The sequence below is a fragment of the Microbacterium sp. str. 'China' genome (assembly GCF_002993305.1).
GTDB classification, from domain to species: domain Bacteria; phylum Actinomycetota; class Actinomycetes; order Actinomycetales; family Microbacteriaceae; genus Microbacterium; species Microbacterium paraoxydans.
This window is the reverse complement of sequence record NZ_CP027434.1, coordinates 3,086,794-3,104,726: the sequence shown is the minus strand read 5'-3', so window position 1 is coordinate 3,104,726 and position 17,933 is coordinate 3,086,794. Positions and strand designations below refer to the sequence as shown.

Below are 17,933 nucleotides of genomic sequence, written 5' to 3'. Positions count from 1 at the left end.
CCTATTCCGCGTAGGGGCGCAGGTCGACGCCGGACTCCGCGCGGAACGCCCGCGAACCCATGCCGTGCTCCAGCACCCAGCCGTAGTCGTGGCCGGCGCCGCCGGGGTACACGGCGAGGAAGGAGTACGGCTCATCGCCCGTGTTCACGGAGCGGTGCGCCCAGCCCGGCGGGATGTAGCCGATGGTGCCGGGGAGCATGTCGAGCCACTCGGTGCGCTCGCCGTCGAACATGAGCAGTCCGCCGCGGCCGTGCAGCGCGAGGTAGATCTCGCCCTGATGGTCGGGGTGCTGGTGGCCCTTGGTCATCCAGAGCTCGCCGCCCGTGTCGCCGGGCATGATCGTGGTGATCGACTGCGGCAGCTCGCGCTCGATCTCGGGGACAGGGGAGCTGACGACCGTGTAGACGATCGGGTCCTCGCCCGCGGCGGCAGCCGCCCAGGCGTCGTGATCGCGGAACAGGCCCTCGAGGTCGGACATCCGCCGGGTCAGGGTGGGGCCTTCGGGGGAGAGGGTGAGCTTCTCGGCGTCGAAGGCGATCGCCATCGGGGAGATCGGTGGGGTCTGGTACTCGGGCATCCATGCTCCTCGAAACGGGTGCTGCGTCGTCGCGCAACCTGTAATGACAAGCTCACTTTACCTGTTATGACAGGTTGCGTCCAGTGCTCTCCTGCGCGGAGCAGGCCGCGCGCGCGATGGCCGTCAGCCGCCGAGCACCCGTTCCAGGTGCTCGCGCCCGCCGCGGATGGCGCCCGCCGTCACGTCCGCCGACCCCGGGTACTCGGCGTGACCGGCGGGAAGGACCGCGAGGTCGAGGTCGCGCGCCCCGGCGGCGACCGCGAACTGCCCCTGCGGCGGCACGTACTGGTCCCACAGGGCCGCCTCCACCCGGACCGGCACCTCCGTGAAGCCGATCGCCGTCGAGGAGTCGAACCAGCGCAGCGCCTCGCGGGCCTCGGGATGCCGCAGGACGTGCTGACGCACGGTCTCCCCGCTCCCCAGGCACGGCACCGCCAGCCGTTCGTCGTACTGGCCGAAGCTCGGCACGATGAGGGTGGCCCCCACGAACCGGTCGTCCCACGGCAGGGCGAGCGCGCCGATGCCGCCGCCGAAGCTCTCCCCGACGTAGTAGAGAGGAAGCGCGCCGACGACCGAGGCGAGGACGTCGGCCGCCAGCCACAGGTCACGGGCGCAGAGGCCGAGCACGTAGCGCTCCGGGTCGTCGATGCCCGCGAGCACGTGCTCGGGGGTCGGCTCGGGCGCTCCGATCCCCGCGTTCAGCACGCCGAGCCCGCGGGCCACGGGATAGATCGCCGCCACATCGTCCGGCACCCGGGCGAGATCGACCGCGTCGCGACCCCCGTAGCCGTGGCCGTGCACGACGCCCGCGCGGGGAGAGCCGTCGAGGGGCTCGACCACCCAGGCCCGCAGCCGCACACCGTCGACGCCGGCATGCTCGACGACGGACACTCGACGGCCTTGCTCCTCGGAGGTGGAGAGGACGACGGGGGCCGCGTCCACCGCGGCGGCCTCGCGCCGCCAGCGCCCCCAGCGGTCGGCGAAACCGGGCGGCGCGGGCACGGGGTGGACGGCGCGGAGGTCGGCTTCGGTGCGGCCGTAGCTGCCGTCGAACGCGGCATCGGGGAACCAGGTGGCGTAGGGCTCGGGGAAGGTCATGCGGGCTGAGGGGTCCTGTTCCGGGAGTGGGGCGGGCGGGGGTGCGTGGCAGACTGGAGGCTCCATCGGAAGGAGACCGCGTGCTGGTCACGGAACGACGCGAGCGCATCCTGGCCCTGACCCGCGATCGCGGTACCGCCTCCATCGGCGAGCTCGCGGCCACGCTGCAGGTGAGCGAGATGACGGTGCGGCGCGACGTCGATCAGCTGGCCGAGGAGGGCGCGGTCGAGCGCATCCGTGGCGGCGTGCGGGCGCGGGGCCTCCAGCGTCTGGTTCCGGCTCCGGCGGCCTCGGCGGAACGGCGGGCGATCGTCGCGGCGGCCGCGGGCCTCGTCGAGCCGGGTATGGCGGTCGGCATCTCCGGCGGACCCACGGCCCTGGCGCTCGCGAGGGAGCTCGTGCGCGTCCCGGAGCTCACGATCGTCACGAACGCTCTGCCGGTCTCCGACCTGTTCTCGCCGCCGGACCGCGCGGACGCTCCGTACACGCAGACGGTCGTGCTCACCGGGGGCGTGCGCACGCCCTCCCAGGCGCTCGTCGGGCCGGTCGCCGTTCGCGCCCTCGAGCACCTGCACTGCGACCTCGTGTTCCTCGACGCCCACGGCCTCGACGAGCAGGCCGGCATCACGACCATGAACCTGCTGGAGGCCGAGACCAATCGCGCGCTCATGGCCGCGGGCCGGGAGGTCGTCGTCCTCGCGGAGCACACCCGCTGGGGCGTGGTCGGGCTCACGACCGTGGCCGACCTCAGCGACATCGACCGCCTCGTCACCGACGACGGCCTCGACGACGGCGCGCGGGAGCTGCTCGCCGCGCACGTCGGCACCCTGCACGTCGCGCCGCGCGACGGCGGCGACGAGCGTGCGCTCGCGACGGCCCTCGCGGACTGAGTCCGCCGCCGTCATCGGGCCGTGCTCGCCCGCGGGATCAGCCGGGCGCCGACCGTCACGTGCCGCACCGGGAGATCCGCTCCCGGCGGCGCGGCGATCTGCCGTTCGAGCTCCGTGAACGCGGCGTCCACGAGGCGGGCGTGGTCGGGAGCGATGGTGCTGAGGGCGGGGACGGCGAAGCGCGCGGCCCGGATGTCGTCGATGCCGACGACGGCGACATCACCCGGCACGCTCCGCCCCTGGGCCTGAAGGGCGGCCAGCGCACCGAGGGCGACGGAGTCGTTCGAGCAGACGATGCCGTCGAGGTCGGGGACCGCGGCGGCCATCGCCCCGGCGACGCGCTCACCCTCCTCCGCCGTGAAGGCGTCGACCTGCGCGGTGAGGGCGGGGTCGGCCGGGATGCCGGCGGCGGCCAGGGCCTCCAGGTACCCGGCGTGCCGACGGTCGGCGGCATCCGAGGGGCGGGCGTCGCGGCGTCCGACGAAACCGATGCGGCGGCAGCCGACCGCGAGCAGGTGCTCGGTGGCCGTGTAGGCGGCGGCCCGGTTGTCGATCGTGACGTGCGTGAACGGGCTCACCTGGATGTGCTCGCCCAGCAGCACGAGCGGCCCGGGGGAGGTGCGGCGTGTGAGGTCGGCGACCGTGAGCGAGCGCGGGATGTGGATCAGCCCGTCGATGGGCGGCAGACCGACGCCGTTGGCGACGTCGATCTCGCGGCCGTGGTCGCCCTCGGTCTGCACGATGAGCACGGCCAGCCCCCGGTCGTCGGCGCCGCGGACGATGCGCGAGCCGAGCTCCGCGAAGTACGGCTCCTCCAGATGCGGCACCGCGAGCGCGATGAGTCCCGTGCGGGTGGCCCGCGCGACGGGGAGCACGCGGCCGCCGGGCGAGGTGGTCACCTGCGGCCTCCTGGAGGGACGACGGTCTCCGCCGGGACGACGGATGCCCTTCACGTTAGCGCTCTCCGTCACGATTGCACTCGGAACGCGATCACGCGTGCCTCCGCGACGCCGTTCGTCCGCTCCACCACGAGGCGGGCGGCCGTGAAGGCACCGAGGTCATCCGGCAGCGGATGCACCCGCAGGCGATGACGGTTGTCCCGCTCCTCGGCCACGGTGCGCCACTCCTCGGAACCCGCCTGCTGCACCTCGACCCGGTAGTCGCGCACGAGCTGGGGCAGCACCTCGTCGGGGCTGCGGTGGTGATGCAGGGTGTTGAGCTCGAGGTCCACGTCGTCGTCGAACACGAGGCGGATCTCGGAGGCCGAGACCGGCTGCTCCCAGTCCAGGCGCAGCCACTGCGGACCCTCGGCCTCCGGGGCGGACGCCCACAGGTGCGGTCCGCCGAACGGGCGGTTGTACCCGGAGACGGCGCGCTCCGGCGCGACCGCCTCGGAGTCCGGGCTCGTGCGGAACGCGGGCACCCGTCCGCGCAGCGGCTTGGTCGGCCACTGCACGAGGAGACCGTCGCGGTCGACCTGCACGTTCCGGTCGTCGTTGTCGACCCGGTGCACGAGGGTGAGCACTCCGGGCGGGAGCTCGTCGGCGAGCTGCACCTGCACCTGCGGGTTCGCGCGGAGCACGATGATCGCGTTCTGCGGGTCCTCGGGGGCGAAAGGCGTCTCCGCCCGCACCCAGGACGGACCACCGGCGGGCACGTCGATCACGGTGCGGTGCTCGAGCACCGCGGGCACGATGTTCTGCGGACGGCCCGTGCACCAGACCTCCACCGTGACCTGCGTGTCGACCTCGGCGCCGAGCAGCAGCTCGGTCGTGTCGAGGCGCGGGTGCACGGGGACGACGATGCCGAGGTCGTCCGTCAGGGTGTGCGGGGTCGCCGCGGCCAGGGTGCTCTCCGGGGTGCCGATCGTGCGCAGGGTGCTGGACGCGGTGACGGCGGCGGTGCGGGCGAGGTCGGAGGGATCCTCGTTCGCGACTCCGATGAGGGAGGCGTCGGCGCGGAGCAGCGTCTGCCGGAGTTCCGCACGATGGTGCTCGTACAGCTCGCGGGGCGTGGCGTCGTGCGCGTAGCAGAGGGCGGCGGCGGTGCCCGCGGCCTCGCCCATCGCCGCGCACGTGGCCATCACTCGGGCGGCACCGAAGGCGATGTGCGTGGCCGAGATATCGCGACCCGCCATGAGCAGGTTGTCGACGTTGACGGAGTAGAGCGAGCGGAACGGGATCTCGAAGACGCCGTCCGAGAAGCGCTGCACCGCGCCCGCCCCCGTCGCGTACATGCCCTCGGCGGGATGGAGGTCGATGGACCAGCCGCCGAACGCGATGCCGTCGTCGAACGACGTCTGCTCCAGGATGTCCTGCTGGCGCAGCGTGTAGTCGCCGATGAAGCGGCGGTACTCGCGCTTGCCGGGGATGTTGCCGATCCACTCCAGGGTCAGGTTGTCGGCGTCGAACTCGCCGGAGTTCTTGATGTGGTCCCAGATGCCGAGGATCACCGACCGCAGCTCGTCGCGGATGGCCTCGTTGTCGTCGACGATGTCGAGCGTGCCGCCCCACTCGATCCACCAGTAGTGCGCGCCGCTGTCGCCGCTGCGGATGATGCGCGACGAGGGGATCGGGGTGGTCGAGATGTCCTTCGCGCTCTCCGGCGCGACGTACTTCACCGGGTGCCCGAGATCCTTCGTATAGAAGAGGAGCGTCGAGCCGAGGAACTCGCGCACGGGCTGCTCGGGCGCCCAGTCCTCGCCGAACTCGCTGCGGCTCTCCTTGCCCAGTCGGTGCCGGGCGCCGACGAGCCGTCCGACCAGGCCGTCTCCGGTGCAGTCGAGGAAGAGCGGCCCGCGGAAGACGGTGCGGATCTCCGAGCCCATCGTCCAACCGGTGACCGACCGGACCCGACGGGCGTCGTCGGGTCCGGTGGCCTCGGCCTCGAGCACCTCCGTGTTGAGGAACAGCGTGAGGTTGGGCTCGCGGCGCACGATGTCGAGCACCACGTCGTCCCAGTACACGGGGTTGCCCTCGGGGTTGCGGAACTGGTTCTCCCGGTACATCTCGCCGATGATCCCGGTCTCCCGCGCCCACCGCTGGTTGCCGTGGGCGGTCGCTCCGCACACCCAGACCCTCACCTCCGAGGAGGAGTTGCCGCCGAGCACCGGCCGGTTGTTGATCAGCACGGTACGTCGGCCGAGGCGGGCGGCCGCGACGGCGGCGCTCACTCCGGCGAGGCCGCCGCCGACGACGATGATGTCGGCTTCGACGGTCTGGGTGCGCATGGGGATGGGTTCCTTTCGGGAGGGGTGGTGATGCCGCTCAGCGCGCGGCGATCGCTTCGATCTCGTAGACGCGGGCGACGTCGGTGGCGGAGTCGGACGGGTCGGTGATGACGAGGCGCACGGCATCGGCCGTCCGCCCCTGGGCGTCGACCACGACCGTCGTCTGCGTGTTGCCGGTGACGGTGCCGACCGTGACCCAGCCGCTCGCGGTGCGCAGCTGGACGGCGAAGTCGCGCAGCACGGAGGTCTGCGGCGGGCCGACCGTGTACCCACTGCGGACCCGGACGACGTCGAGCGGCGCGGCCTCGTCCCACTCGACCGTGATGGTCGGCTGGGTGTCGGAGGCCGCCGAGATCCACCGGCTCGCATCCGTGCAGCCGCCGTCGATCGCCTTCTCCGGGCCGGTGTCGGCGCGGAGCTGGGACGAGGCGGTCGCGGTGCCGCCGAGCGCCAGGTTCTCGCCGCCGGCGTCGCCGCGGAGGGAAGCGACGATGGCGGAGAGGTTGGTGGTGCCGGGCTGGCCGTCGCGCGGGATCTCGGCATGCCGCAGCGTGCCTCCGCTGGGGACAGCAGGGGCGCTGAGGTAGACGACGTCGGTGCCGTCCGTGCGGGTCGCCGCGCGGAGGCGCTGCTGGCCCACGACAGGGTCGCCCACGGTGTCGGCGGTCCATCCGGACGCTCCGGCGGTCAGCAGCACCGTCTGACTGCGGGTGATGCCGCAGTCCTGCACCGACACCACGGCGTAGACGCGGGTCTCGCCGCCGGCGGTGGTGGTGTCGAGGGCGGCGATGGTCTGCACGCCGCCACCGAGGGCGTCCGTGTCCACGAGGGTCTCGCTCGTCCAGGCGGAGCCGGTCCAGGTCGCCCACCGCACGTCGAAGGCGTTCTCGGTCTCGTCCGCGTACCGGTAGGTCACGCCCACGAGCTCGCCGTCGGCCAGGGCCATCTTCGCGGTCTGCACCGCGGGCACGGCGTCGCCGATGGTCTCGCCGGGCTCGTAGCCGCGCCACACGACGGCGCCGGGGGTGTCCGGGCGGATCGGGGTCGGCAGCGCCTGCCCGGCGACGTCGCGGAAGCCGCCTGCGGCCGGGTCGTACACCGCGTACGAGCCGAGGTGGCGGTAGGGATCGGCGGGCCACGGGCCCCACTCCCACAGCACGTGCACCTTGCCGCCGGCATCGACCTCGAGGTCGTCCGGGTAGAAGGAGTGGTTCACGGCGGCGGCGATCGTCGTCTCGCGGGTCCACGTCCCGGCCACGGGGTCATAGTGGTACAGCACCCCGTCGCGGCGAGCCTGCGGGTCGGCGCCGATGCGCACCATGAGCCAGATGTCGCCGTCGGCTCCCTGCGCCGTGACCGGGTAGGAGACCGCGGCCCCGGCGTCGGGCATCTCCGCGCTCGCATCGACGAGCGAGGTCGCGTCGTACGGCGCGGTGGAGCGGAAGTACTTCCAGGGCTCGTGGTGCATCGAGACGAACGCGTGGATGTAGCCGTCGCCGTCGATCGCGATCGACGGCTGGTTGTGGCCGTTGTCGTCCGCGTACTCGGCGCAGGCCCCGGTCGCCAGACGCAGGCAGCCGGAGGTCCACGAGCCGTCGGCGGCGCGGACGGCCAGGTTCACCTGGTGCTTCGCGGCCACGGAGCCGGGCACGTTGTACGCGAAGTACGTCTCGTCGCCGTCGACGACGAGCGGGTTCCACCAGCCGGACTGGTTGGAGCTGTCGACCGTGACGGGCACGGTCTCGACGTCGGGGGTCGCGGCGGCGGCCGGAGCGGGCACGGCGAGGACGAGCGCGGCGAGGGCGGCGGCAGCGGTGGCGCCGGCCTTCCAGCGGAGGGTCATGGCGATGCTCCTCAGCCCAGCAGCTTCTGCGCCTGGTCGCCGGCCTGCGCCATCGCGTCCTTGGCGCTCTGCTGACCGACGAGGACGGCCTGCACGCGGTCGGCGATCACGGTCTCGATCTGGGCGTACTGCGGGTACTGCCAGAACGGGTTGGTGGTGGCGGTCGCCGTGATCTTCTCGGCGAAGCGGGCGCCGAACGCGTCGGACGCCACCTCCTTCGAGGACTGCGCCTCCTCGGTCACGGGCGGCAGGCCGCGCAGCTCGTAGTCGCCGAGCACCGCCTTCAGGTCGCTCGTGGCCCACTGGCCGAAGTCCGCGGCCGTGCGGGTGCTGTCGCCGGAGTCGCCGCCGACGATGGCGATGGCGCCGCCCCAGACGAGGGCGCGCGGGGTGTCGCCCTTCTTCAGCACCGGGCGGGACTCGGGCACGAGCTTGGAGGCGAGGTCGGGATCCGGCGAGTCCTTCGTGACGGACGCGCGGCCCACGGGGGCGTCGTCGTAGATCGCGGCGCGGCCCTGGGCGAACAGGGAGCGGGCGTCGAAGCGGTCGACGTCGGCGGCGATGAGCCCCTGGTCGTACAGCGACTTGTACCAGGTGACCGCTTCGATGCTCGCGTCGTCGCCGATCGTGACCTTGCCGTCCTTGACGAGGTCGCTGCCGAACGTCTGCATCCAGATGAGGACGTCCTTGAGCTGGGCGGCCTTGGTCGAGGCGGCGTAGGGGATGAGGCCGCCGCCGAGGGCCTTGAGCTTCTTCAGCGCCGCCTCGAAGTCGTCGACGGTGGTCGGGAACGTGGAGATCCCCGCCTTCTTCAGGAGCTCGGAGTTGGTGATGAGCCCGATCGCGCCGATGGTCCACGGGAACGCGTACTGCTTCCCGTCGAGCTGCGTGGCCTCCAGGCTCGAGGCGGTGTAGCCGCGGCCCTTCGTGAGTGCCGAGACGTCCTCCAGCTTGCCGAGCGCGGCCAGCGAGGCGAGCCAGGCGACGTCGACGTGCGCGGCGCCGGTGAACTGCCCGCCGCGCACCTGCAGCATGAGCTGCTTGAAGTACTCGTTGTAGGGGAAGGAGACCTCGGTGATGCCGACGTCGTTGGTCTTCTTGTAGCCGTCGAGCAGCGCGCGGGTGGCCGGGGCGGCGGCCTCCTCGGTGAGCGACCAGCTGGAGAAGGAGAAGTCGGTGGCGGTGAAGTCGCCCGCGCCGAGCCCGGCGCCGGGGGAGGAGGACGGACTGCCGCTGCCGCCGCCGCTCGGCATGCAACCGGCGAGGAGGAGGCCGGCGGCGCCGAGCCCGGCGAACTGCAGCAGCTGGCGACGGGAGACGGTGGTGTTCTCGGACATGGGGGTGCTCTCTTCTTCGAGGGACTGCGGATGAGGGGGTGGTGCGGGTCAGCCCTTGACCGCGCCGGCGGTGAGTCCGCCGACGAGGAAGCGCTGCAGGGCGATGAACGCGATGGCCACGGGGAGCGAGACCACGAGCGAAGCCGCCATGAGCTCGGGCCAGGCGGTGGACGCCTCGCCGATGAACGTGTTGACGAGTCCCGGCGGCAGGGTCTGCTTGTCGGGACCGGCGAGCGTGAGGGCGAAGATGAAGTCGTTCCAGCCTCGGACGAACGCGAACAGTCCTGCGGCGATGAGGCCGGGCGCGGCCAGCGGCAGCACGATCGAGTGGATGATGCGCAGGCGGGAGGCGCCGTCGACGCGGGCGGCCTCGATGAGCTCGTCCGGGATCGTGTCGAAGAAGCCCTTCAGCATCCACACGCACAGCGGCAGCGTGAACGTCGTGAACGACAGCACGAGCGCCGTGTAGGTGTTGAGCAGGCCGTAGGCCGAGAACACCGCGTAGAGGGTGATGAGCAGCAGCGCCTGCGGGAACATCTGCGACGCCAGCACGAAGTACATGAGGCTGCGGCGGCCGCGGTAGCGGAACTTCGAGAACGCGTAGCCCATGTACGCCGATACCAGCACCGAGAGGATCGCGGTGATGACGGAGACGACGATGCTGTTGCGGAGGTAGCCGAACAGGGCCGGGTTGTTCGCGAGGGCGGCGTAGGCCTCGAACGTGATCTCGGTGGGGAACAGCTTCGGCGGGTAGCTGAACACCTCGGTACGCGGGGTCAGCGAGGTCGCGAGCAGCCAGTACACGGGCAGCAGGGCGAACCCGCCGAACACGACGACGGCGATCCAGGCGCTCACGGTGGAGGCACGGCGGTCGGCGCGGTGGCGCCGACGGCGGGGCGCGGCGGGCGGGGCGGAGACGGCGGCCACCGTCTCCTCGGTCAGCACGGCGGTCATCGCTTCTCTCCCTTCTCGGACAGACGGACGTAGACGACGACGAGCGCCATCAGCAGGATCATCCAGAGCAGGCCGATCGCCCCGGCGTGGCCGAGGTCGAAGCCGTCGAACGCGGTCTCGTACACCGCGGTCGCGAACGTCTGGGTGGAGCCGGCGGGACCGCCGCCGGTGAGGACGTAGATGATGTCGAAGTGCTGGAAGTTCCAGATGAACTCCAGCAGGATCACGAGGCCGATGATGCCGCTCATCTGCGGGACCGTGATGGAGAAGAAGCGGCGGATGGTGCCGGCGCCGTCGATCTCGGCGGCCTCATGCAGCTCGATCGGCACGGTCTGCAGGCCGGCGAGGAGCATGACCATCATCCAGGGGAACGACTGCCACGTCTTCGCGACGATCACGGCGATCATGGCGGTGGTGGGGTTCGCGAGCCACGCCTGGGGGGAGTCGATGAGGCCGACGGTCTCCAGGGCCGCGTTGAGCACGCCGTAGTTGGCGTTGAAGATCCACATCCACAGGAACGACACGACCACGCCGGGGATCAGCCACGGGATGAGCATGAGGCCGCGGAGCACCTTGGCGCCGCGGATGCGCGTGTTCAGGGCGAGGGCGAGGCCGAAGCCGATCACGAACGGCGCGATGGTCGTGCCGAGGGTGAAGACGAGCGTCTGGGTGAGGAGCGGGAAGAACTCGCCGGTGAGCACGTCGACGATGTTCTGGAAGCCCACGAACTCGCGGCCGGGCTCGACGAGGCTCTGCTTGTAGAACGCGGTGATGAGGGCCGTGATCAGCGGGTACACGACCACGGCGGCGAGGAGCGCGAGGCCGGGAGCCGTGAGGAGGAGCGCGAACATCCCGTCCGAGAGGCGACGGGGCCGGCGACCTGTTCCTATCTGTGAGGAAATGGTCTGTTCTGTCATCTAGGTCATCCTTGGCCTGGGGTGATGTGTCCGCACTCTCGCGGTGCGGTCTCGGGCTTCCTCAGTATTTCCGGCAGATTACGGCGACGTCAACTGGAGAGCGCAATAGTCAAAAACTGGTGGAAAGTGTTTCTTTTGTGAACTGATTCCGCGAGAGTAGCCCTCGGTACGATCGCGACATGGGGTTCTCACTGCTCGGCCTGGCGGTGAGTCTCGCGATCTTCCTGCCGAACCTGCTGCTGATCCCCTTCCCGCCGAGACCGAAGCTCGAGAGCCCGGCGGTGCCCCGAGTGCTCCTGGTGTTCGAGAGGGCAGGGCAGGCGCTCTGCATGACGGTCCCTGCGATCACGGCGGCCGGCCCGATCGCGTGGGGGTGGGCGGTGCCGGTGGCGCTGGCGGTGCTCGCGTACGGGGCCCTCTGGATCCGCTACCTCCGCCGCGGCCGGCCCGGGTCGGCGCTGTTCGACACCGTCCTCGGCATCCCGGTCCCGATGGCCCTCGCGCCGGTGGCCGCCTTCCTCGGCACAGCGGCTTGGCTGCAGAACCCGTGGATCGCGCTGGCCGCGGTCGTCCTCGCGGTCGGGCACATCCCGACCTCCCTCCTCGCGGCCCGAGAACATTAGGCGCACCTGCTCGGCGTGGGGCGCGCGTCGTGACGCAGCGACGAACCGAAACGATCAGTATCGATCCTTGCTAGTCGATTATCGATTGGCTACGGTCGGAGCAGCCGCTCCCGCGGCGCCGCGCGCATCGGCCGTGCGGGAAGCGACAGTTCGGAGACGCGATGAAGCGTGTACTGGCAAGCCTGACCCTGGCGGCGGTGTTCGGATCCGCCCTCGCTGCGGCGGTCCCGTCGGCGGCTGCGGCCGCGGACGACGACGCCCTCTACCTCGCGCCGGGAGGTGACGACGCGGCCTCCGGCACGATCGACGACCCCCTCGCGACGCTGGAAGGCGCCCGCGACCGGATCCGCGCGCTGAAGGCGGACTCCGCGCTCCCGGACGACGGCCTCACGGTGTACCTCCGGGAGGGCACGTACCCCCGCTCGGCGTCGTTCGAGATCGGCGCGCAGGACTCGGGCACTGCCGACGCCCCCATCACCTACCGCTCGTACCCGGGGGAGACCGCCACCCTCACCGGCGGTCGCGAGCTGCCGCGCGACCAGTTCGCCGCGGTCGACGACGCGGCGGTGACCGAGCGCATCATCGACCCGGCTGCCCGCGACCGTGTCGTCGGGATCGACCTCGCCGACCTCGGCATCACCGACTACGGCCAGCTCAGCCGCCACGGCTACTGGAAGGCCAACGACGTCAGCACCACCCCGCCCATGGAGCTGTTCATCGACGGCCAGGGCATGACCCTCGCGCGCTGGCCCAACGCCGACGCGGCCACCCCGACCGTGCAGATGGGCGACATCATCGACGCCGGGCCGGACCGCAACGACGCCGACCTGCAGGAGCGCGGCGGCACGTTCAGCTACGGCTACGACCGCCCGAAGCACTGGACCCAGGCCGAGGACGTCTGGCTGGACGGCATCTTCGGCTACAGCTGGGAGTGGTCGTACAACAAGATCGAGAGCATCGACACCGAGGCGAAGACCATCACCCTCCGCTACGGCGAGATGTCCGGGATCATGAAGAGCTGGTTCCCCGACTTCCACTTCGCGCAGAACCTGCTGGAGGAGCTCGACGCCCCCGGCGAGTACTACATCGACCGCGACGCCGGGAAGCTGTACCTCATCCCGAACGCGGCCTTCACGTCCGGCCGCGGCGCCGTGACGGTCACGACGCTCGACGAGCCGATGCTGCGCGCCGACGGGGCCTCCTACGTGAACTTCGACGACCTCGTGATGGAGTACGGCCGCGCGACGGCCGCGGTGATCCTCGGCGGCTCGCACGTGACGATCTCGCACAGCGACATCCGCAACTTCACCGACGGCGGCGTGCTCATCAACTCGCCGGGGCGCTACACGTACGACGGCATTCCGGTGAACCGCGGCGGCCGCGACCACGCCGTGACCGACAGCCGGCTCACTCACGTCGGCGGCGTCGGCGTGGTGCTCCAGGGCGGCGACAAGACGACGCTCGAACCCGGCCGCAACCGGGTCGAGAACTCCGAGATCGCCGACTTCGCGTACTACCACAAGGCCTACAATCCGGGCGTGATGTTCGACGGCGTCGGCAACATCGCCAGGGACAACGAGATCCACGACGCCCCGCATCCCGGGATCATCGTGCACGGCAACGACCACCTGTTCGAACGCAACGAGGTGTACGACGTCTGCAAGCAGTTCCACGACCTCGGTGCCATCTACATGAACTCCGGCAAGACCCCGCAGCAGCGCGGCCACGTGTTCCGGGAGAACTACTTCCACGACATCGGCGTCGGCATGGCGGGCGTCGAGGGCATCTACGCCGACAACTTCACGTGGGACCTCACGATCGAGAAGAACGTGTTCGTGAACATGGGCAACGGCGCGATCAAGAGCGGCTCGGCCGACTACATCGAGGCACGCAACAACGTCTTCGTCGACGCCTACGCCCCGTACGACAACTACGAGCAGTGGATGGGCGACCAGGAGGGCAACGTCGTCGACCGCGACTACATGCCGGCCTGGGAGAAGGTGTTCGCCGACAACAACGACTTCGTCGGCACGCCGTATCTGACGAAGTACCCCGAGCTCGCGCACTTCTTCGAGGACGACCACTACTTCCCGAACCACAGCACGTTCGCGGAGAACGTCGTGTGGAACCCGAACCGGGCCCGCATGGCCGGCGTCAACGAGCACGGCGCGAAAGACGGGAAGAACCTCCTGAACTACGAGGACAACTGGGTGGCCGACGCCGACCCCGGCTTCGTGGACGCCGCGAACGGCGACTACACGCTGAAGGCGGACGCGGCCGTGTTCGACCAGATCCCGGGCTTCGAGGCCATCGCGTTCGGCGAGATCGGCGTCGACGGCGCGATCGGGCAGACGCAGCAGCCGCAGACCATCCCGCTCGAGGACATCGCGTTCGACAGCGACACGCTCACGATCGACGCGGGCGACGAGGTGCGCGTGCGCGCCGTTCCGCTGCCCTGGAACGCCGACGACGCCGCGGTGACCTACGCCTCGGCCGATACCGCCGTCGCCTCCGTCAACGACAAGGGCGTGGTGCTCGGCATGGGCCCCGGCACGACCACGGTCACGGCGACGGCGAAGGCCGATGCCGCCAAGACCGCGACCATCGAGGTGATCGTCGAGGAGGGCGACGGCGTGCTGCACTTCACCGACTTCGAGTCGGGGGCGAACGGCTGGCCGACCGACCCGAACCGCTCCATCCAGGTGGATGCGTCGGGCGACAAGGTGTACCGCATCCTCAAGGGAGCCAACAGCATCCTGCCGCGGGACTTCACGGAGTTCGTGCTCGACTTCGACGTCACGGCCCCGGCCACGACCCCCGCCAACGCGGGACTCATCGTCTACGACCGCAACGGCGAGGGCGGCGGCTACATCCGCTTCCGCCAGGCCGCGGCGGGGCCGACCTGGACGATCTTCGACGACGCCTGGAAGGTCGTCGCCGAGAAGGTCGTGCCGGCGGCGCAGGGCCTGACCCCCGGGGAGACCTCGCACGTCCGCATCGCTGTGCAGGACGGGCAGATCCGGATCTCCGTGAACGGGGCGATCGCGTTGGAGGGCGCCGACCCCGGCCCCGGCAAGGCCGGTCGGGTCGGGTTCTACGTGGAGAACTACGCCTCGCTCGACTTCGACGACATCGGGTTCTCGCTCTCCGGGGTGCCGGTGACGGGCGTGAGCCTGGACGCCGACGCCGTGGGACTGACCGTGGGGGAGCGGCGGTCCGTCGCGGCCACGGTCGCCCCGGAGGACGCCAGCGACGCCCGGGTCACCTGGACGACCGACGCGCCGGAGGTCGCCACGGTCTCCGGCGGACGCATCGCCGGGGTCACGGCCGGCACGGCGACGATCACCGCGACCTCGGTCGCCGATCCGAGCCTCAGCGACACGGTCACCGTGACCGTGGACGATGCCGAGTACCCGACCACCCGCCTGGACGGCCAGCTGAAGGACGGGGCGAACTGGAGCCAGTCCGACCTCATCGCGGTGGACGACACGGGTGTCGTGATCAGCGGTCAGGGCGTGCACGGCTACGAGGCCGAGCGCTTCGGCGACACCCTGCTGCAGTTCGAGGCGGAGTTCGGCGCCTTCGACGGGGGCTGGTACGGCTTCCAGGCGCGCTCCGACCAGACCGGCCTTCCCGCCTGGCAGAACTCCAACACCGGATACCTCGCGGTGATCAAGGAGGACGTGATCGAGTTCCAGAGCTGGACCCCGGGCCAGACCACGCTCGACAGCATCCCCAACACGGTCATCGAGCCGAACTCCACGCACCGGATCGAGTTCGGGGCCGTCGCCGAGGACGGCGGCACCCGCATCGTGCTCCGGGTCGACGACGTGACGGTGTGGAACATGGTCGACGCCAGGGAGAACCTCCGCATCGGTGCGGACGGCTTCTTCAACGTCTACCACTACGGCAAGACGAACACCCTGGCCGTGCGGCCGACACCGCCGCCCGCGACGGTGACCGGCATCTGCTGGGCGCCCGAAGCCGACCCGAAGACCCGCTACGTGCGCGGCGAGGAGCTCGACGTGACCGGCATGCTGCTGGGCGTGGACTGGAGCGACGGATCCCGCACCACCCAGCAGGTGACGGCGGACATGGTCAGCGGCTTCGACAGCAGCAAGGTGCGCCCGCACCACACGCTCACCGTGACGTACGCTGGCGCGAGCGTCGAGCTCCCGATCTCGGTGCGACCGAAGCTCAAGAACGACGAACAGGACGTGCCACGATGCGGGTGACCTTCATCGGAGACTCGATCACCGACGCGGGGCGCGATCGCTCCGACCCGGAGTCCTTCGGGGACGGCTATGTGTCGCTCCTCGCCCCCGAGCTGCAGGCCGCTGGGGCGACGGTCCGCAACCTCGGGGTCGCGGGGGACCGCGCCCGCGACCTGGCCGCGCGGTGGGACGCGGAGCTGCTGCCGACGGCGCCGGAGCTGCTGACCGTGTACGTCGGCGTGAACGACATGTGGCGGCGGTTCGACAGCGACGACCCGACCTCGGCCGAGGACTTCGCCGCGACGCTCGGCGACCTCCTCGGCCGCGCGGTGGCCGCGCACGCCCCGCGGCTGATCCTCATGGAGCCGTACTTCCTCCCGGTGACGGAGGAGCAGCGCACGTGGCTCGACGACCTCGACGGGAAGCGGGCGGCGGTGCGGGCTCTCGCCGCGGAACACGGGGCGGCGTTCGTGCCCCTGCACGAGGTGTTCACGGCGGCGACGGAGCAGTATCCGGCCGTCGAGCTGGCGCCGGACGGGGTGCACCCGACGCCCCGCGGATCCGCCCTCATCGCGGATGCCTGGCGCACGGCCGCGTCCATTAGCGATAGTCGATAATGGACGTAGACTGATGGTCATGACGGATGCTCTCGGCACGGCCGGACTGCAGCGCGGACTGCTGTCGGATCAGATCTACGCGCTCATCAAGGCGATGATCAAGGACTCGACGCTGGCCCCCGGCGAGCAGCTCGTGGAGTCGCAGCTCGCCCGGCAGATGCAGGTGAGCCAGGCGCCCGTGCGCGACGCCCTCAAGCGGCTCGCGCACGAGGGGCTCGTGTCGCACGTGCGGCATCAGGGCAACTTCGTCGCGAGCTACTCCGCGGAGGAGGCGGCGCAGGCGAAGGTCGCGCGCGTCGAGCTGGAGGGGCTGGCGGGACGGCTGGCCTGCGGAGCGCTCGACCCCGCTCGCCGGGCCGAGCTCGTCGGCCTCATCGCGCAGATGCATGAGGCGGCTGAGGCGGAAGACCTCGCCCGGTTCCGCGAGCTCGACTTCACCTTCCACCGTGCGGTGATCGAGGCCAGCGGCAACGTGTACCTCCCCCGCATGTGGGACCTCCTGGAGCCGAGCCTGCGCGTCATGCACGTGCTCGGCGACCCCACCTTCACGGGGGACTGGCACGAGGTCGCGGACTGGCACAAGGGCCTGCTCGACACGCTGGAGGCCGGCGACGAAGAGGCGGCGTCCTCCCTGTTCCGCGCCCACGCTGCCGGCACCCTCCTCGACTGACCCCGCTTCCCGCCGCGCAAGGTCGCAGTTTCGCACCGAGGTCGCATGGCTGGCCGGAGTCCCTGCGCGAGGTCGCAGATTCGGCACGCGGTCACATCCATCCCCGGAATCCCTGCGACCTCGGGGCGAAACTGCGACGGGGGCTACGCGGTGAAGGGGGAGAGGCGGTCGGCGGTGCCGGACCAGAATGCTCGAGCCTCGGCAGCGGAGAGCGGAGGAAGAGCCTGCCGGGTCGCGGCGAGAACCTCCCCGTAGGTCGTGGTCCGCGTGGACATCGGCCAGTCGCTGCCGTACATCAGTCGATCCGCGCCGAAGAGGGCGAAAGCGGAGCGCAGCAGTTCCCGCGACTCGTCCGCCCCGCGCGCCGTGAGGTCGAGCCCGGAGACCTTCGCCGACACCCCCGGAGCCGACGCGGCCTCGGTGAGGGCGGAGAGCCATGCGCCATCGGCCGTCCGGGCGCCGAGGCCGAGGTGGCAGACGACGATCGCGGTGTCGGGGTGCCGTCGGGACAGGGCGGCGGCGGCGGGCAGCTGGTCAGGGCGGATGAGCAGTTCGAGGGTGCGGGCGGTCGCGCCGAGGTGGGTGGCGAGGGCGTCGAGGCCGTCCACATCCGAGAGATCCGCGGCGAACTGCGGCACCGCGGCGCGCACGCCGACGACGGCGGGAGAGAACGCGACCGCCGTGGCGCCGGCGGCTCGTCCCGGCGCGGGGGTGTACTGCAGCACCACGCGCCGCAGGAACGGGTCGCGGGCGGCGGTCGCGGTCAGCCACTCCGCCTCCGCCACCGAGTCCGCCGCCTGCACGGCGATGGCGGAGGAGACGCCGGCGTCGGCCAGCTCCCGTCCGAGACGAGCGGCCGCGGCCTGCCGGGGGAGCCCGAGGTCGTCGCGGAACCACGGGATCGGCACGGCGTCCGCATCCCAGACGTGCACATGGGCGTCGACGATCCGCACGTCAGCTCCCG

General features: G+C 71.2%; 14 protein-coding genes. 5 read left to right on the top strand and 9 right to left on the bottom strand.

Annotation, left to right across the window (positions count from 1 at the left end; genetic code table 11):
* Position 1: 1 nt before the first annotated feature.
* Positions 2-577 (bottom strand): glucose-6-phosphate isomerase family protein, encoded by a 576-nt coding sequence (locus C6C15_RS15115; protein WP_025105385.1) that lies wholly within the window; start codon positions 575-577, stop codon positions 2-4.
* A 123-nt stretch (positions 578-700) separates the two neighbouring features.
* Positions 701-1,675: an acetylxylan esterase gene (locus tag C6C15_RS15110; protein WP_105950508.1), complete on the bottom strand. Its 975-nt coding sequence runs from the start codon at positions 1,673-1,675 to the stop codon at positions 701-703.
* 80 nt (positions 1,676-1,755) lie between these two features.
* Between C6C15_RS15110 and C6C15_RS15105 the strand changes: the two genes are divergently transcribed.
* Positions 1,756-2,565 carry a DeoR/GlpR family DNA-binding transcription regulator gene (locus C6C15_RS15105; protein ID WP_083370935.1) on the top strand — a complete coding sequence of 270 codons (810 nt, stop codon included), beginning with the start codon at positions 1,756-1,758 and terminating at the stop codon, positions 2,563-2,565.
* A gap of 11 nt (positions 2,566-2,576) precedes the next feature.
* Here the strand turns inward: C6C15_RS15105 and C6C15_RS15100 are convergent, their stop codons facing one another.
* From C6C15_RS15100 to C6C15_RS15075, 6 genes are all read right to left on the bottom strand, one after another.
* Complete coding sequence (locus C6C15_RS15100) at positions 2,577-3,464, bottom strand: LacI family DNA-binding transcriptional regulator (protein WP_231919662.1); 888 nt, start codon at positions 3,462-3,464, stop codon at positions 2,577-2,579.
* 68 nt (positions 3,465-3,532) lie between these two features.
* Complete coding sequence (locus C6C15_RS15095; RefSeq protein ID WP_105950507.1) at positions 3,533-5,794, bottom strand: FAD-dependent oxidoreductase; 2,262 nt, start codon at positions 5,792-5,794, stop codon at positions 3,533-3,535.
* A gap of 37 nt (positions 5,795-5,831) precedes the next feature.
* The gene (locus C6C15_RS15090) at positions 5,832-7,637 is read right to left on the bottom strand and encodes a BNR-4 repeat-containing protein (protein WP_105950506.1); all 1,806 of its coding nucleotides are present in this window, start codon (positions 7,635-7,637) and stop codon (positions 5,832-5,834) included.
* An 11-nt stretch (positions 7,638-7,648) separates the two neighbouring features.
* Positions 7,649-8,974 carry an extracellular solute-binding protein gene (locus tag C6C15_RS15085; protein ID WP_105950505.1) on the bottom strand — a complete coding sequence of 442 codons (1,326 nt, stop codon included), beginning with the start codon at positions 8,972-8,974 and terminating at the stop codon, positions 7,649-7,651.
* A gap of 48 nt (positions 8,975-9,022) precedes the next feature.
* Entirely contained in the window at positions 9,023-9,928 is a 906-nt protein-coding gene (locus C6C15_RS15080) for a carbohydrate ABC transporter permease (protein ID WP_025105392.1), read from the bottom strand.
* Positions 9,925-10,779: a carbohydrate ABC transporter permease gene (locus C6C15_RS15075; RefSeq protein ID WP_174235390.1), complete on the bottom strand. Its 855-nt coding sequence runs from the start codon at positions 10,777-10,779 to the stop codon at positions 9,925-9,927. Before C6C15_RS15075 ends, C6C15_RS15080 begins: the two co-directional genes overlap by 4 nt.
* Positions 10,780-11,024: 245 nt before the next feature.
* Here C6C15_RS15075 and C6C15_RS15070 point away from each other — a divergent pair, with 245 nt between their 5' ends.
* The 4 genes from C6C15_RS15070 (at position 11,025) to C6C15_RS15055 (ending at position 16,969) form a co-directional block, all read left to right on the top strand.
* Entirely contained in the window at positions 11,025-11,468 is a 444-nt protein-coding gene (locus tag C6C15_RS15070) for a hypothetical protein (protein ID WP_105950504.1), read from the top strand.
* Between the two features lie 161 nt (positions 11,469-11,629).
* Positions 11,630-15,703 carry an Ig-like domain-containing protein gene (locus tag C6C15_RS15065; RefSeq protein WP_105950503.1) on the top strand — a complete coding sequence of 1,358 codons (4,074 nt, stop codon included), beginning with the start codon at positions 11,630-11,632 and terminating at the stop codon, positions 15,701-15,703.
* Complete coding sequence (locus C6C15_RS15060; protein ID WP_105950502.1) at positions 15,694-16,299, top strand: SGNH/GDSL hydrolase family protein; 606 nt, start codon at positions 15,694-15,696, stop codon at positions 16,297-16,299. The genes C6C15_RS15065 and C6C15_RS15060 overlap by 10 nt, the downstream gene beginning before the upstream one ends.
* Before the next feature lie 19 nt (positions 16,300-16,318).
* Positions 16,319-16,969 (top strand): GntR family transcriptional regulator, encoded by a 651-nt coding sequence (locus C6C15_RS15055; RefSeq protein WP_105950849.1) that lies wholly within the window; start codon positions 16,319-16,321, stop codon positions 16,967-16,969.
* A gap of 143 nt (positions 16,970-17,112) precedes the next feature.
* Here the strand turns inward: C6C15_RS15055 and C6C15_RS15050 are convergent, their stop codons facing one another.
* Positions 17,113-17,922, bottom strand: coding sequence for an amidohydrolase family protein (locus C6C15_RS15050; RefSeq protein WP_105950501.1), 810 nt, complete (start codon positions 17,920-17,922; stop codon positions 17,113-17,115).
* Between the last annotated feature and the right edge of the window lie 11 nt (positions 17,923-17,933).

Excerpts from the sequence above, each read along its gene's own strand:
- C6C15_RS15115 (WP_025105385.1), bottom strand. The coding sequence starts at position 577 with ATGCCCGAGTACCAGACCCCACCGATCTCCCCGATGGCGATCGCCTTC.
- C6C15_RS15110 (WP_105950508.1), bottom strand. The coding sequence starts at position 1,675 with ATGACCTTCCCCGAGCCCTACGCCACCTGGTTCCCCGATGCCGCGTTC.
- C6C15_RS15095 (WP_105950507.1), bottom strand. The coding sequence starts at position 5,794 with ATGCGCACCCAGACCGTCGAAGCCGACATCATCGTCGTCGGCGGCGGC.
- C6C15_RS15090 (WP_105950506.1), bottom strand. The coding sequence starts at position 7,637 with ATGACCCTCCGCTGGAAGGCCGGCGCCACCGCTGCCGCCGCCCTCGCC.
- C6C15_RS15085 (WP_105950505.1), bottom strand. The coding sequence starts at position 8,974 with ATGTCCGAGAACACCACCGTCTCCCGTCGCCAGCTGCTGCAGTTCGCC.
- C6C15_RS15080 (WP_025105392.1), bottom strand. The coding sequence starts at position 9,928 with ATGACCGCCGTGCTGACCGAGGAGACGGTGGCCGCCGTCTCCGCCCCG.
- C6C15_RS15075 (WP_174235390.1), bottom strand. The coding sequence starts at position 10,779 with ATGTTCGCGCTCCTCCTCACGGCTCCCGGCCTCGCGCTCCTCGCCGCC.
- C6C15_RS15070 (WP_105950504.1), top strand. The coding sequence starts at position 11,025 with ATGGGGTTCTCACTGCTCGGCCTGGCGGTGAGTCTCGCGATCTTCCTG.
- C6C15_RS15065 (WP_105950503.1), top strand. The coding sequence starts at position 11,630 with ATGAAGCGTGTACTGGCAAGCCTGACCCTGGCGGCGGTGTTCGGATCC.
- C6C15_RS15060 (WP_105950502.1), top strand. The coding sequence starts at position 15,694 with ATGCGGGTGACCTTCATCGGAGACTCGATCACCGACGCGGGGCGCGAT.
- C6C15_RS15055 (WP_105950849.1), top strand. The coding sequence starts at position 16,319 with ATGACGGATGCTCTCGGCACGGCCGGACTGCAGCGCGGACTGCTGTCG.